The organism is Streptomyces sp. NPDC001709, assembly GCF_053596375.1.
On sequence record NZ_JBSFGB010000017.1, the window covers coordinates 60093 to 74642 of the forward strand.

11 protein-coding genes and 1 riboswitch are annotated in these 14550 nt (G+C 72.8%); of the genes, 10 read left to right on the forward strand and 1 reads right to left on the reverse strand.

Annotated features, from left to right (window positions below):
- The first annotated feature begins 110 nt into the window (after window positions 1-110).
- From ACWC0C_RS24525 to cobI, 10 genes are all read left to right on the forward strand, one after another.
- On the forward strand, window positions 111-866 hold the full coding sequence (locus ACWC0C_RS24525) for a lysozyme (protein ID WP_450865876.1): 756 nt from the start codon (window positions 111-113) through the stop codon (window positions 864-866).
- A 154-nt stretch (window positions 867-1020) separates the two neighbouring features.
- Window positions 1021-2271, forward strand: coding sequence for an anion permease (locus tag ACWC0C_RS24530; protein WP_449198417.1), 1251 nt, complete (start codon window positions 1021-1023; stop codon window positions 2269-2271).
- A gap of 34 nt (window positions 2272-2305) precedes the next feature.
- Complete coding sequence (locus ACWC0C_RS24535; RefSeq protein WP_450865877.1) at window positions 2306-2533, forward strand: hypothetical protein; 228 nt, start codon at window positions 2306-2308, stop codon at window positions 2531-2533.
- A 198-nt stretch (window positions 2534-2731) separates the two neighbouring features.
- Window positions 2732-2873, forward strand: a riboswitch (cobalamin riboswitch).
- A gap of 98 nt (window positions 2874-2971) precedes the next feature.
- Window positions 2972-3916, forward strand: coding sequence for a cobalamin biosynthesis protein (locus ACWC0C_RS24540; RefSeq protein WP_449198419.1), 945 nt, complete (start codon window positions 2972-2974; stop codon window positions 3914-3916).
- The gene (locus ACWC0C_RS24545) at window positions 3913-5421 is read left to right on the forward strand and encodes a cobyric acid synthase (protein WP_450865880.1); all 1509 of its coding nucleotides are present in this window, start codon (window positions 3913-3915) and stop codon (window positions 5419-5421) included. The genes ACWC0C_RS24540 and ACWC0C_RS24545 overlap by 4 nt, the downstream gene beginning before the upstream one ends.
- The gene (gene cobN, locus ACWC0C_RS24550) at window positions 5418-9071 is read left to right on the forward strand and encodes a cobaltochelatase subunit CobN (RefSeq protein ID WP_450865881.1); all 3654 of its coding nucleotides are present in this window, start codon (window positions 5418-5420) and stop codon (window positions 9069-9071) included. The genes ACWC0C_RS24545 and cobN overlap by 4 nt, the downstream gene beginning before the upstream one ends.
- Window positions 9068-11059, forward strand: coding sequence for a putative cobaltochelatase (locus ACWC0C_RS24555; RefSeq protein ID WP_450865883.1), 1992 nt, complete (start codon window positions 9068-9070; stop codon window positions 11057-11059). Before cobN ends, ACWC0C_RS24555 begins: the two co-directional genes overlap by 4 nt.
- The gene (gene cobO / locus ACWC0C_RS24560) at window positions 11059-11658 is read left to right on the forward strand and encodes a cob(I)yrinic acid a,c-diamide adenosyltransferase (protein WP_449198423.1); all 600 of its coding nucleotides are present in this window, start codon (window positions 11059-11061) and stop codon (window positions 11656-11658) included. Before ACWC0C_RS24555 ends, cobO begins: the two co-directional genes overlap by 1 nt.
- Window positions 11655-13031 carry a cobyrinate a,c-diamide synthase gene (locus ACWC0C_RS24565; protein ID WP_450865885.1) on the forward strand — a complete coding sequence of 459 codons (1377 nt, stop codon included), beginning with the start codon at window positions 11655-11657 and terminating at the stop codon, window positions 13029-13031. Before cobO ends, ACWC0C_RS24565 begins: the two co-directional genes overlap by 4 nt.
- Complete coding sequence (gene cobI, locus ACWC0C_RS24570) at window positions 13028-13777, forward strand: precorrin-2 C(20)-methyltransferase (protein WP_450865887.1); 750 nt, start codon at window positions 13028-13030, stop codon at window positions 13775-13777. The genes ACWC0C_RS24565 and cobI overlap by 4 nt, the downstream gene beginning before the upstream one ends.
- A 23-nt stretch (window positions 13778-13800) precedes the next feature.
- On the opposite strand, the gene ACWC0C_RS24575 is transcribed toward cobI, so the two are convergent.
- Window positions 13801-14535 carry a ZIP family metal transporter gene (locus tag ACWC0C_RS24575; RefSeq protein WP_449198426.1) on the reverse strand — a complete coding sequence of 245 codons (735 nt, stop codon included), beginning with the start codon at window positions 14533-14535 and terminating at the stop codon, window positions 13801-13803.
- Window positions 14536-14550: the final 15 nt, after the last annotated feature.

Consider the following 14550-nt stretch of genomic DNA (forward strand, 5'->3'; position numbering starts at 1 on the left):
GCGTAAGTCGGGCGAATCGCCGCAAATGACCGCCGATTCGATGATCGCCGGGCCTTCAATGGTCCCCCTTGCCGCCGGACGATCCCGCATCCGCCGACCCGGGGAGACACATGGGCCGTGAACGCACTCTTCTCCGTCGCCGCGCCGGTGTCCTCGTGGCGGCCTCCGCGGCGCTCACCCTCGCGGGCACCGCGTCCGCGGCGGCCGGGCCTGCGGCACTGGCCTCGGGTTCGTCCCGGGGACACGACGTCTCGTCCCACCAGAAGAGCGTCGACTGGCCGGCCGCCCGGTCCGACGGGGCACGGTTCGTCTACGTCAAGGCGACCGAGTCCACGTACTACCGCAACCCCTACTTCTCCCAGCAGTACAAGGGGGCGCGCAAGGCGGGCCTGATCCGGGGCGCGTACCACTTCGCGCGGCCGGACAAGTCCTCCGGCGCCCGGCAGGCCGCGTACTTCGTGCGGCACGGCGGCGGCTGGCGGGCGGACGGCTGGACGCTGCCGCCCGCGCTCGACATCGAATACAACCCGTACAGCAAGAAGCACAAGTGCTACGGGCTGGGCAGGACGCGGATGGTCCGCTGGATCCGGTCGTTCAGCGACGAGGTCAAGCGGGAGACCGGCCGCCGCCCGGTCATCTACACGACGGCCCAGTGGTGGCGGCTCTGCACCGGCAACAGCCGCGCGTTCTCGAAGAACCACCCCCTGTGGATCGCCCGGCGCGGCACCTCGCGGCCGGGGACGCTGCCGGGCGGGTGGCGGTACTGGACGTTCTGGCAGTACGGCACCAAGGGCCGGCTGCCGGGTGACCAGAATCTCTTCAACGGCTCCGCGAGCCGGCTCCGCGTCTTCGCGCGAGGCTGGTGACCAAGGGGCACTTGGGCAAAGGGGGCCCAGCCGGGACCAAACGGAACATCAGCCCCTCCCTTGCGACACCCCCACGCCCGTCTCAGTTCATCTTCCGTTCACCCAGGTTGCCTACGGTCGACCACCCAATGACCTCGAACGATTGCCTGGGTAAATGGAAAGCTTCTCGCTGATCCTCGCGATAGTGGTGGTAACCGCTCTCGCGTTCGATTTCACGAACGGTTTCCACGACACCGCCAACGCGATGGCCACCACCATCTCCACAGGCGCCCTGAAGCCCAAGATCGCGGTGATCATGTCCGCGGCCCTCAACCTGGTGGGCGCCTTTCTCTCCGTGGAGGTCGCGAACACGATCTCCAAGGGTCTCGTCGACGAGACCGGCATCCGTCCCGAGGTCATCTTCGCCGCCCTGGTCGGCGCGATCCTCTGGAACCTGCTGACCTGGCTGGTGGGCCTCCCCTCGAGCTCGTCGCACGCCCTGATGGGCGGTCTGATCGGCGCCACCGTCGCCTCCGCCGGCTTCGGAGCCGTGCACGGTGACGTCCTGGTCACCAAGGTGCTGCTCCCGGCGGTCGCCGCGCCGGTCGTGGCGGGCATCGCCTCGATGCTGGCCACCAGGTTCTCCTACGGCATCGGCGGCAAGGCCGAGGGCGAGGCCACCCGCAAGGGCTACCGCGCCGGCCAGATCGCCTCCGCCGGCCTGGTCTCCCTCGCCCACGGCACCAACGACGCCCAGAAGACGATGGGCATCATCACCCTCGCGCTGATCGCGGGCGGCGCCATCGCCCCGGGCTCGAACCCTCCCACCTGGGTCATCCTCTCCGCCGGCCTGGCCATCGCGCTCGGCACCTACATCGGCGGCTGGCGCATCATCCGCACCATGGGCAAGGGCCTGACCGACCTGGAGCCGCGCCAGGGCTTCGCCGCCCAGACCAGCGCCGCGACCGCCATCCTGGCCTCCTCCCACCTGGGCTTCTCCCTCTCCACCACGCACGTCGTCTCCGGCTCGGTGATGGGCGCCGGCCTCGGCCGCAAGGGCGGGGTGGTCCGCTGGTCCACCGCGACCCGGATGGTCGTCGCCTGGGTGCTCACGCTCCCGGCCGCCGCGCTGGTCGGCGCGGGTGCCGAGTCCGTCACGGACCTCGGTGACTGGGGCACCGCCGTCGTGGCCGTCTTCCTCGTCGCCGCGAGCGCCGCGATCTGGAAGATCTCCCGCCGCGAGGTCGTCGACCACACCAACGTCGTCACCGAGTCCGAGGAGCCGGCCGGCGTGGTGACCACCGCCATCGCCGCGGTGACCCCGCCCCCGGCGGGCACGATCAGCGAGGACCTGACGGCCATGATCCCCTCCCCGGCCGCCACCGAGCCCGCGCCCGAGGCCGTCCCGCCGGCCGCCACCGTCTGACCCCGGCCACACCGGTAACCAAGGAAGCAACCCCATGAAGATCGACTGGTCGGCCCTCGGCTCCGTCTTCGGCGTCAGCCTCGCCTTCACGGTGGGCCTGGTGGCCCTGTTCACCCTCGGCATCAACGGTCTGGCCCGGCGCGAGAAGGCCGCGGCCCAGGGCGGCTCCGCCACGCTCGCCGTGACCGGCGCCTACGTCTGCTTCGCCGCCTGCGCGGCCGCGGTGGCGTACGGCATCTACCTGATCGTCGCCAAGCCCTGACAGAGCGCTTCGCTGGAACCACCGCGAAGTGCCGTCGATCGGCTGCCGCGCCGTCGTGGCTGGTCGCGCAGTTCCCCGCGCCCCTTCGGGGCGCTTCGGCCCCCCTCGCGTCCTGAGGGGGGCCTTTTTCGTCGGCCCACGCCCCGCGATGTGGGGATCGGCACACTCTCCCCGTGCAGGTCAACGGCAAGTTGACGGCCGTTCCGGGCGCGTGGTGGACTGCCCAGGCCATGTACGGCGGCAGGAGAGGAAGCCGGTGCGAATCCGGCGCGGTCCCGCCACTGTCACCGGGGAAGAACCCCCGGGAGCCAGGAACTCTCACCGCCGAATCTCGTCGAACCAGGGCGCGGACACCCTGAGTGAGGACACAGATCGCCATGCTCGGCTGCCGAAGGACCCCCGTCAGGCCCGCTCCTGTACCCACGGCCGGCTGAGCCGATGGGGGCCGATCGCACCTACGCGTACGGCGCCGCCGCCGGCCTTCTCGGTGACCTGCTCCTCGGCGATCCGCGCCGCGGGCATCCGGTCGCCGCGTTCGGGCGTGCGGCCGCTGCCGTGGACCGCGCGTTGTGGCGCGACCACCGCGGCTGGGGCGCCCTGCACACCGTCGTGTGCGCCGGTGGCGCCGTCGCACTCGGCTCGCTGGCCGCACGCGCCGTACGCCCCTCCCCCGCCGCCTCCGTCGCGCTGACCGCCGCCGCCACCTGGGCGGTCGTCGGCGGTACCTCGCTCGCCCGCGAGGCCCGCACCATCGGCAGCGCCCTGGAGCGCGGGGACGTCGAGGCGGCCCGGGAGCGGCTGCCGCACCTGTGCGGCCGGGACCCGCAGGCGCTGGACGCCGACGGGATCGCCCGGGCCGTGGTCGAGTCGGTCGCCGAGAACACCTCCGACGCGGTCGTGGGCGCGCTGGTGTGGGGGGCCGTGGCGGGGGTGCCGGGGCTGCTCGGGTTCCGGGCCGTCAACACCCTGGACGCGATGGTGGGTCACAAGTCCCCCCGCTACCGCCGCTACGGCTGGGCCTCCGCCCGGCTCGACGACGTGGCCGGCTGGCCGGGGGCGCGGCTCACCGCCGTACTCGCCGCCGCGGCCGGACCCGATGCCCGGGGCGCCCTGCGCGCCTGGAAGGCCGACGCCCGCAAGCACCCCAGCCCCAACGCCGGGCCCGTGGAGGCCTCGTTCGCGGGGGCGCTGGGGGTGCGGCTGGGCGGCACGCTGTCCTACGGCGGCCGGGTCGAGCACCGCCCCGTGCTCAACGGGCGGGCCGGACGCGCCGTCCGGGTCACCGACATCGACCGGGCCGTACGGCTCTCCCGCCGCGTCGGCCTGCTCGCGCTCGGCGTCAGTCTCGCCGCGCGCCGACTCGTGAAGGGACGTGGCAAGTGAGCGGGGGTCTCCTCGTCGCCGGTACCACCTCCGACGCCGGCAAGAGCGTCGTGACGGCCGGGATCTGCCGGTGGCTGGTGCGGCAGGGCGTGAAGGTCGCGCCGTTCAAGGCGCAGAACATGTCGCTCAACTCCTTCGTGACCCGGGAGGGCGCGGAGATCGGGCGGGCGCAGGCCATGCAGGCCCAGGCGTGCCGGATCGAGCCGACCGCGCTGATGAACCCGGTGCTGCTCAAGCCGGGCGGCGAACAGAGCAGCCAGGTGGTGCTGCTGGGCAGGCCGGTGGGCGAGCTGAGCGCGCGCGGGTATCACGGCGGACGGCAGCAGAAGCTCCTCGGCACGGTGCTGGACTGCCTGGCCGAGTTGCGGGGCACGTATGACGCGGTGATCTGTGAGGGTGCCGGTTCACCGGCGGAGATCAATCTGCGGCGGACGGACATCGTGAACATGGGGATCGCGCGGAACGCGCGGCTGCCCGTGCTCGTCGTCGGCGACATCGACCGCGGCGGTGTCTTCGCCTCCTTCTTCGGGACCGTCGCCCTGCTCTCGCCGGAGGACCAGGAGCTGGTCGCCGGATTCCTGGTGAACAAGTTCCGGGGTGATGTCAGCCTGCTGGAGCCGGGTCTCGACATGCTGCACGGCCTCACCGGGCGGCACACGTACGGCGTGCTGCCCTTCCGGCACGGGCTCGGCATCGACGAGGAGGACGGACTGCGGGTGTCGCTGCGCGGCACCGTGCGCGAGTCCGCCGTGACCCCGCCCGTCGGCGAGGACGTACTGCGGGTCGCGGTGTGTGCGATCCCGCTGATGTCCAACTTCACGGACGTGGACGCGCTCGCCGCCGAACCGGGCGTCGTGGTGCGGTTCGTGGACCGCCCCGAGGAGCTGGCGGACGCGGACCTCGTGGTGATTCCGGGCACCCGGGGCACGGTGCGCGCGCTGCGGTGGCTGCGCGAGCGCGGACTGGCGGACGCCCTCGTGCGGCGGGCCGCCGAAGGCCGCCCGGTCCTCGGCATCTGCGGCGGCTTCCAGATCCTCGGCGAGCACATCGAGGACGAGGTCGAGTCGCGGGCCGGCGCGGTCGACGGGCTCGGTGTGCTGCCCGTACGGGTGCGGTTCGCCCGCGAGAAGACCCTGACCCGGCCGGCCGGCGAGGCCCTGGGCGAGCGGGTCGAGGGGTACGAGATCCACCACGGGGTCGCCGACGTCCTCGGCGGAGAAGCCTTCCTGGACGGCTGCCGGGTCGGCCACACCTGGGGCACGCACTGGCACGGTTCGCTGGAGTCGGACGGCTTCCGGCGGGCCTTCCTGCGCGAGGTGGCCGCCGCCGCGGGCCGCCGCTTCGTGCCGGCGCCGGACACCTCTTTCGCCGCGCTGCGCGAGGAGCAGCTCGACCGGCTCGGCGACCTGATCGAACAACACGCGGACACGGACGCGCTGTGGCGGCTCATCGAGTCGGGCGCGCCGCAAGGACTGCCTTTCATCCCACCGGGAGCGCCTGCATGAGCACAGTGTTGTTGTTGTCGACCGCCGACACGGATCTGCTGGCGGCACGGGCCTCCGGCGCGGACTACCGCATCGGCAACCCGACCCGGGTGGACGTCGCCGACGAACTGCCGGGCCTCCTCCGGGAGGCGGACCTCGCCGTCGTACGGCTGCTGGGCGGCAAGCGCGCCTGGGAGGAGGGGCTGGCCGCGCTGAAGGCGGCCGGGATCCCGACCGTGCTGCTGGGCGGCGAGGCGGTCCCCGACGCCGAGCTGATGGCCGAGTCGTCGGTGCCGGCCGGTGTGGTGGCGGAGGCGCTGAAGTACCTGGTCGAGGGCGGCCCCGCGAACCTGCTGGAGCTGTCCCGGTTCCTGTCGGACACCGTGCTGCTGACCGGTGAGGGCTTCGAGGAGCCACGGAAGATGCCGGAGTACGGCGTCCACGGCTCGTACAGGATCCGGGACGGCCGTCCCACCGTGGGCGTGCTCTTCTACCGGGCGCACGAGCTCAGCGGCAACACCGGCTTCGTGGACACCCTGTGCGACGCCATCGAGGCGAAGGGCGCCAACGCCCTCCCCGTGTACTGCGGTTCGCTGCGCGGCGCGGACGCCGGGCTGTACGAGCTGCTGGGCAAGGCCGACGCGCTGGTCGCCACCGTGCTCGCGGCCGGCGGCACGCACGCCTCGCAGGCCTCGGCGGGCGGCGACGAGGAGTCCTGGGACATCGGCGCGCTCGCCGATCTGAACATCCCCGTCCTGCAAGGGCTTTGCCTCACCTCCTCGCGGGCCGCGTGGGACGAGTCGGACGCCGCCCTCTCCCCCATGGACGCGGCGATGCAGGTCGCGATCCCGGAGTTCGACGGCCGGCTGATCACCGTGCCGTTCTCCTTCAAGGAGCAGGGCCCGGACGAGGTGCCGGTGTACGTCGCCGACCCCGAGCGGGCGGGCCGAGTGGCCGGAATCGCCCTCCGGCACGCGCGGCTGAAGCACAAGCCGAACGCGGACAAGCGCATCGCGCTCGTCTTCACGGCGTACCCCACCAAGCACTCGCGGGTCGGCAACGCGGTCGGTCTGGACACGCCCGCGTCGGCGGTGCGGGTGCTGGACGCCCTCCGGGACGCCGGCTACGGGCTCACCGCGTACCCCTCCGGCGGCGACGAGCTGATCCACCGGCTGATCGAGGCCGGCGGCCATGACGTGGAGTGGCTGACGGAGGAGCAGCTGGCGGCGGCGCCCGCGCGGGTGCCGCTGGCCGACTACCGGGCGTGGTTCGAGGAGCTGGACCCGGAGCTGCGTGACGCGATGACCGAGGCGTGGGGCGAGCCGCCGGGCAGCCTGTACGTCGACGGCGAGGACATCGTGCTGGCGTCGCTCCAGTTCGGGAACGTCGTGGTCATGATCCAGCCGCCGCGCGGCTTCGGCGAGAACCCGATCGCGATCTACCACGACCCGGACATGCCGCCCTCGCACCACTACATGGCGGCGTACCGGTGGCTCGAGAACTCGTTCGGCGCGGACGCGGTCGTGCACATGGGCAAGCACGGCACGATGGAGTGGCTGCCCGGCAAGGGGCTGGGTCTGTCGCGCGGGTGCGCTCCGGACGCGGTCCTCGGTGACCTCCCCCTCATCTACCCGTTCATCGTCAACGACCCCGGCGAGGGCACCCAGGCCAAGCGGCGCGGCCACGCCACGGTGGTGGACCACCTGGTGCCGCCGATGGCCCGCGCCGACACCTACGGCGACCTGGCCAAGCTGGAACAGCTGCTGGACGAGTACGCGCTCGTCTCCGATCTGGACCCGACGAAGGCCCCGGCCGTCCGCGCCCAGATCTGGACGCTGGTCAAGGCGGCGGAGCTGCACCACGACCTGCACGTGGACGAGCAGCCGGGCGACGACGCTTTCGACGAGTTCGTCATGCACATCGACGGCTATCTGTGCGAGATCAAGGACGTGCAGATCCGGGACGGGCTCCACATCCTCGGCGGCGGGCCGGTCGCCGAACCCCGTGTGAACCTGGTCCTCGCCGTGCTGCGCGCCTCGCAGGTGTGGGGCGGGCAGGCGAACGCGCTGCCGGGGCTGCGGGCCTCGCTGGCGGCTCACTTCGGGCTCGTCGAGAAGGAGCTGCTCGCCGAGCCGGGCGCCGCGGTGAAGGTGCCGGTGGAGCTGACGGACCTGGTGCAGGGCCCGGCTCGTACCGCCTCCGACGCGATCGACCTGCTGGAGCAGCTGTGCCGGCGGATCGCGGAGGGGATGGAGGCGCGGGCCTGGGAGCGCACGGCCGTACCCGCGGTCCTGAGTGACGCGCTCGGCAGCCAACTCCCCGACGCGGTCGCGGTGTTGGAGTTCGCCTGCGACGAAGTCGTACCCCGGCTCGCCCGCACCGGCGACGAGATCGGGCACATCCTGCGGGCCCTGGACGGCGGTTACGTCCCGGCAGGTCCCTCCGGCTCCCCGACCCGTGGTCTGGTCAACGTGCTGCCGACGGGCCGGAACTTCTACTCGGTCGACCCCAAGGCCATTCCGTCCCGGCTGAGCTGGGAGGTCGGGCAGTCGCTGGCCGACTCGCTGGTGCAGCGCTACCTCCAGGACACGGGCGAGTATCCGAAGTCCGTCGGCCTGACGGTCTGGGGCACGTCCGCGATGCGTACCCAGGGCGACGACATCGCCGAGATCCTGGCGCTGCTGGGCTGCCGTCCGGTGTGGGACGACGCCTCGCGCCGGGTCACGGGCTTCGAGGTGGTGCCGCCGGCCGAGCTGGGCCGGCCGCGCATCGATGTCACGGTCCGGATCTCCGGGTTCTTCCGGGACGCCTTCCCGCACGTCGTCGGCCTGATCGACGACGCGGTGCGGGCCGTGGCCGAGCTGGACGAGCCCGCCGAGAGCAACTTCGTCAAGGCGCACGCCGACGAGGACACCGCCGGGCACGGCGACCGGCGGCGCGCGACGGCCCGTATCTTCGGCTCGAAGCCGGGCGCGTACGGCGCCGGTCTGCTGCCGCTGATCGACGCCCGCAACTGGCGCAGCGACGCGGATCTGGCCGAGGTGTACGCCGTCTGGGGCGGCTACGCGTACGGGCGCGGGCTCGACGGGCGGGCGGCGCGCGGCGACATGGAGACCGCGTTCAAGCGGATCGCGGTCGCCGCGAAGAACGTCGACACCCGGGAGCACGACCTGGTCGACGCCGACGACTACTTCCAGTACCACGGCGGCATGGTCGCCATGGTCCGCCACCTGACCGGCGCCAACCCCGAGGCCTACGTGGGTGACAGTGCCGTACCGGACCAGGTGAAGACCCGCACGCTCGGCGAGGAGACGCACCGCGTGTTCCGTGCCCGGGTGGTCAACCCGCGCTGGATGGCGGCGATGCGCCGGCACGGCTACAAGGGCGCCTTCGAGATGGCGGCGACCGTGGACTATCTGTTCGGCTACGACGCCACCGCCGGCGTGGTCGACGACTGGATGTACGAGAAGCTCAGCGCGGAGTACGTCTTCGACCCGGAGAACCGGGATTTCATGAAGAAGTCCAACCCGTGGGCGCTGCGCGGCATCACCGAGCGGCTGCTGGAGGCGGCGGACCGGGGCCTGTGGGCCGAGCCGGACGCGGACACGCTGGAGCGGCTGCGCGCCACCTACCTGGAGCTGGAAGGCGACTTGGAGGGCGACGACCAGTGACGACTCCCTTTCCTTTCACGGCCGTCGTCGGCCAGGACGATCTGCGGCTCGCGTTGCTGCTGAACGCGGTCAGCCCCGCTGTCGGCGGTGTGCTGGTGCGCGGCGAGAAGGGCACGGCCAAGTCGACGGCGGTGCGCGCCCTTTCGGCGCTGCTGCCCGAGGTCGCGGTCGTCCCCGGCTGCCGGTTCTCCTGTGACCCGGCGGCCCCGGACCCGTCCTGCCCCGACGGCCCGCACGAGCCGGGAGCCGGTACGGCACGCCCGGCACGGATGGTCGAGCTGCCCGTCGGCGCCTCCGAGGACCGGCTGGTCGGCGCCCTGGACATCGAGCGGGCGCTCGCCGAGGGCGTGAAGGCCTTCGAGCCGGGCCTGCTGGCCGACGCGCACCGCGGGATCCTGTACGTCGACGAGGTCAACCTCCTCCACGACCACCTGGTCGACCTGCTGCTGGACGCGGCGGCGATGGGTGCCTCGTACGTGGAGCGCGAGGGTGTGTCCGTACGGCACGCGGCGCGTTTCCTGCTCGTCGGCACCATGAACCCCGAAGAGGGCGAACTGCGGCCGCAGCTGCTGGACCGGTTCGGGCTGACCGTGGAGGTCGTGGCCTCGCGGGAGCCGGACCAGCGGGTCGAGGTGGTGCGGCGCCGGCTGGCCTACGACGACGATCCGGCCGGCTTCGCCGCGCGGTGGGCCGAGGAGGAGGCCGGCGTACGGCAACGGATCGTCGCGGCACGTGCGTTGCTGCCGCAGGTGCGGCTGGGCGACGGTGCGCTGCGGCAGATCGCGGCGACCTGCGCGGCCTTCGAGGTGGACGGCATGCGCGCCGACATCGTGATGGCGCGTACGGCGACCGCGCTGGCCGCGTGGGCCGGGCGGACCGACGTCCTCGCCGAGGACGTGCGGCAGGCGGCGCTGCTCGCGCTGCCGCACCGCAGGCGGCGTAACCCCTTCGACGCGCCGGGCCTGGACGAGGACAAGCTGGACGAGACGCTGGAGCAGTTCTCCGGGGAGGACGAGGGCGAGGACGATCCCGATCCGGACGGTCCCGGTGGCGGCGGCGGTCAGCCGCGGCCCGACTCCGGTCCGCACGGGGACGGGGACACCGCCGCACGGCCCGAGGCCGGTGAGGGCGGGGAGCCGCAGGCGTCCGGCTCGCAGGAACAGTCGGCCGTGCGCGCCTCCGAGCCGTTCCGGACCAAGGTGCTGAGCGTGCCCGGGATCGGGGAGGGTGCCGCCGGGCGGCGCTCGCGGGCGCGGACCGAGCACGGGCGGACGACCGGGGCCCGGCGGCCCCGGGGCGCGCTGACCAAGCTGCACCTGGCCGCCACCGTGCAGGCCGCGGCCCCGCACCAGCGGGCGCGCGGCCGGTCCGGGCCGGGGCTGGTGGTCCGCCGGGACGATCTGCGGCAGGCGACCCGGGAGGGGCGCGAGGGCAACCTCGTGCTGTTCGTCGTGGACGCCTCGGGGTCGATGGCCGCGCGGCAGCGGATGAGCGCCGTGAAGGGTGCCGTGCTGTCGCTGCTGCTCGACGCCTACCAGCGGCGCGACAAGGTGGGTCTGGTGACCTTCCGGGGGGCGGCCGCGGATGTCGCGCTGCCGCCGACCTCCTCCGTGGACGCGGCGGCGGTCCGGCTGGAGTCGCTGCCGACCGGTGGCCGTACGCCGCTGGCCGCCGGGCTGCTCAAGGCGCACGACGTGCTGCGCGTGGAGCGGCTGCGGGATCCGGCGCGGCGGGCGCTGATGGTCGTCGTGACGGATGGGCGGGCCACGGGTGGCCCCGAGCCGGTCGCGTTGGCGGGGCGCGCGGCTCGGTTGTTCGCGGCCGAGTCGGTCGCCTCGGTGGTCGTGGACTGCGAGTCGGGGCCGGTGCGGCTCGGGCTCGCCGGGCAGCTGGCGGGTGAGCTGGGTGGTACGGCGGTGACGCTCGACGAGTTGCGGGCGGACTCGATCGCCGGGCTGGTGAAGGACGTACAGAGGAGGGCCGCGTAATGCCTCAGGGACAGCCAAGTGTGGTACCCGATGACGGTTTGACGACTCGTCAACGGCGGAACCGGCCGCTCGTCGTCGTGCACACCGGGATCGGCAAGGGCAAGTCCACCGCCGCGTTCGGGCTCGCGCTGCGCGCCTGGAACCAGGGGTGGCCCATCGGGGTGTTCCAGTTCGTCAAGTCGGCGAAGTGGAAGGTCGGCGAGGAGAACGCGCTGCGCGTGCTCGGTGCCTCCGGCGAGGGCGGGACCGTCGACTGGCACAAGATGGGCGAGGGCTGGTCGTGGGTCCAGCGGGACGCCCAGATGGACAACGAGGAGAAGGCCCGGGAGGGCTGGGAGCAGGTCAAGCGGGACCTGGCCGCCGAGACCTACCGGCTGTACGTGCTGGACGAGTTCGCCTATCCGATGCACTGGGGGTGGGTGGACACCGATGAGGTGATCTCCGTGTTGCGGGACCGGCCGGGCACCCAGCACGTCGTCATCACCGGGCGCAACGCGCCGGAGAAGCTGGTGGACTTCGCCGACCTCGTCACCGACATGTCCAAGGTCAAGCACCCCATGGACGTGGGGCAGAAGGGCCAGAAGGGCATCGAGTGGTGACATCGTCGGTGCCTCGGCTGGTCATCGCCGCGCCCTCCTCGGGCAGCGGCAAGACCACCGTCGCCACGGGGCTGATGGCCGCGTTCGCCGCGCGGGGGCTCGTCGTGTCCCCGCACAAGGTCGGGCCGGACTACATCGACCCCGGGTACCACGCGCTCGCGACCGGGCGGGTGGGGCGCAACCTGGACGCGTACCTGTGCGGGCCGGAGCTGGTCGCTCCGCTGTTCCTGCACGGGGCGCGGGGGTGTGACATCGCCGTCGTCGAGGGTGTGATGGGGCTGTACGACGGGGCGGCGGGCGAGGGGGAACTCGCGTCCACCGCGCACGTCGCCAAGCTGCTCAGGGCGCCGGTGGTGCTCGTCGTCGACGCGTCGTCGCAGTCGCGGTCGGTGGCTGCGCTGGTGCACGGGTTCGCTTCCTGGGATCCGGAGGTGCGGGTCAGGGGCGTGATCTTGAACAAGGTCGCGTCCGACCGGCATGAGGAGCTGCTGCGGGAGGCGCTGGACTCGGCGGGGGTGCCGGTGTTGGGGGTGCTGCGGCGGGCTGAGCGGGTGTCGACGCCGTCGCGGCATCTGGGGTTGGTGCCGGTTGCCGAACGGGGGGCTGTTGCGGTGGACGCCGTTGCCGCCATGGCCGCGTTGATCTCCGACGGGTGTGACCTGGGCGCCCTCGAGGCACTTGCCCGTACTGCAGGTGCCCTCCCAGGGGGCTCCGCCCCCTGGACCCCCGCCTCGCCCACCCACCACCCGACTCGGTTGGCTGAGAGGCGGCCGCCGCGTGTCGCCGTTGCCGGTGGGTCCGCGTTCACCTTCTCCTACGCCGAGCACACCGAGCTGCTCACCGCCGCCGGTGCCGAGGTCGTCACCTTCGATCCGCTGCGGGACGAGCAACTGCCCGACGGAACCGCGGGTTTGGTCATCGGCGGCGGTTTCCCCGAGGTGTACGCCGCCGAGTTGTCCGCCAACGAGCCGCTGCGTAAAGCCGTTGCCGAACTGGCCCTCGGTGGCGCCCCTGTGGCGGCCGAGTGCGCCGGGCTGCTCTATCTGTGCCGGGAGCTGGACGGGCAGCCCATGTGCGGGGTGCTGGATGCCACCGCCCGGATGACGGAACGGCTCACCCTGGGCTACCGGGACGCCGTGGCCGTCGGGGACAGTGTGCTGGCCGTGGCCGGGACGCGGATGCGGGGGCACGAGTTCCACCGCACCGTCGTCGAGCCCGGTGCCGGGGCCGCTCCGGCGTGGGGTGTGCGGGCGCCCGTGCGGCGGTTGGAAGGTTTCATACAGCAGGGCGTGCACGCGAGTTATCTGCACACGCACTGGGCGTCCGAGCCCGGTGTCGCCCGTCGGTTCGTGGAGAGGTGCCGGACGTCATGAGCAGCAGGCTGGTCGGAGTCGGGGTCGGTCCCGGTGATCCGGAGCTGGTGACCGTCAAGGGGGTCAATGCCCTGCGGGCGGCCGATGTCGTCGTCGTACCCGTGATGGCCGCAGCCGATGGCAAGGACATGGGCGAGCGGGGGCGGGCCGAGGCGACCGTGTTGCACTACGTGCCCGAGGACAAGGTCGTCCGGGTGGTGTTCGCGCTGAACGAGCGGACCGACCGGGCGCGCCGGGAGGCCGCCTGGGATGCGGCGGGCGAGCGGGTCGCCGGGCTGCTGAGGCAGCACGCGTCCGTCGCCTTCGCCACCATCGGCGACCCGAACGTGTACTCCACGTTCACCTACCTCGCGCAGACGATCGCCGAGCTGGTGCCGGGTGTCGAAGTGGAGACCGTGCCCGGGATCACCGCCATGCAGGATCTCGCGGCGCGCTCCGGTGCCGTGCTGACCGAGGGCACCGAGCCGCTGACGCTGGTGCCGGTGACGGCCGGGTCCGCCGTGCTCAAGGAGGCGCTGGCCGGGCCGGGGACCGTCGTCGCGTACAAGTTCGGGCGGCAGGCCGGAGAGGTCGCCGAGGCGCTGCGGGAGACGGGGCGGCTCGGTGACGCCGTGTGGGGGTCGGCCCTCGGGCTGCCGGAGGAGTCGGTACGGCCGGCCGCCGAGCTGGACGGGGTGCCGTTGCCGTATCTGTCGACGCTGATCGCGCCCCCGCGGCGGGACGGCGGGCGGGGCGGGAAGCTGTGAGGCGAACCGGGCGGCCGGGCGGCTCAGCCGCCGGACAGGCCCACCACCAGCCAGATGAAGGCCGCGCCCGCCACCGTGCACAGCAGGGTGGAGCGCGCGGGGTGCTCGTGGTGGGCCTCGGGCAGGATCTCGGCGGCGGCGAGATAGAGCAGAACGCCGCCGAAGAGGCCCAGATAGCCGCCGAGCACCGCTTCGGGAATGTGGAAGAAGGCGGTCGACACCGCGCCCACCAGGGGTGCCAGGGCGTCGGCCACCAGCATCGCGATCGCACGGCGGCGGGCGTTGCCGTACAGGCTGGTGATGGTGAAGGTGTTGAAGCCGTCGGCGAAGTCGTGCGCGATCACGGCGAGCGCCACGGCCGTGCCCATGCCCCCGCCCACCTGGAAGGCGGCGCCGATCGCCACGCCGTCCATGGCGCTGTGCCCCACCATCGCGGCGGCCGCCGTCAGGCCCACCTCGGGCGCCCGGTGATTGTGGCCCTCGGCGCCGCCGTGCGCGGCCTGCCGGGCGGCCAGGGTGCGTTCCACCAGATGGGCCAGCAGAAAGCCGGTCACGAACAGCAGCAGGGCGGCGGGTACGCCGAAGACCTCGTGGTGGGCCGCGTGCAGCGCCTCCGGCAGCAGGTCCAGGCCGACCACGCCCAGCATCAGACCGCCGGCCAGTCCCAGGACGAGATGGCGACGGTCGGTCACGCGCTGTGCCGTCCAGCCGCCGGCCAGCGTCATCAGGAACGCGCCGAGCGCGACGAAGACCGCCATAGGCACTTGCTATCC

Bases quoted from the DNA above. Each gene is read 5' to 3' on its own strand.
- ACWC0C_RS24525 (WP_450865876.1), top strand. From the start codon at position 111: ATGGGCCGTGAACGCACTCTTCTCCGTCGCCGCGCCGGTGTCCTCGTG.
- ACWC0C_RS24530 (WP_449198417.1), top strand. From the start codon at position 1,021: ATGGAAAGCTTCTCGCTGATCCTCGCGATAGTGGTGGTAACCGCTCTC.
- ACWC0C_RS24535 (WP_450865877.1), top strand. From the start codon at position 2,306: ATGAAGATCGACTGGTCGGCCCTCGGCTCCGTCTTCGGCGTCAGCCTC.
- ACWC0C_RS24540 (WP_449198419.1), top strand. From the start codon at position 2,972: ATGGGGGCCGATCGCACCTACGCGTACGGCGCCGCCGCCGGCCTTCTC.
- cobN (WP_450865881.1), top strand. From the start codon at position 5,418: ATGAGCACAGTGTTGTTGTTGTCGACCGCCGACACGGATCTGCTGGCG.
- cobO (WP_449198423.1), top strand. From the start codon at position 11,059: ATGCCTCAGGGACAGCCAAGTGTGGTACCCGATGACGGTTTGACGACT.
- cobI (WP_450865887.1), top strand. From the start codon at position 13,028: ATGAGCAGCAGGCTGGTCGGAGTCGGGGTCGGTCCCGGTGATCCGGAG.
- ACWC0C_RS24575 (WP_449198426.1), bottom strand. From the start codon at position 14,535: ATGGCGGTCTTCGTCGCGCTCGGCGCGTTCCTGATGACGCTGGCCGGC.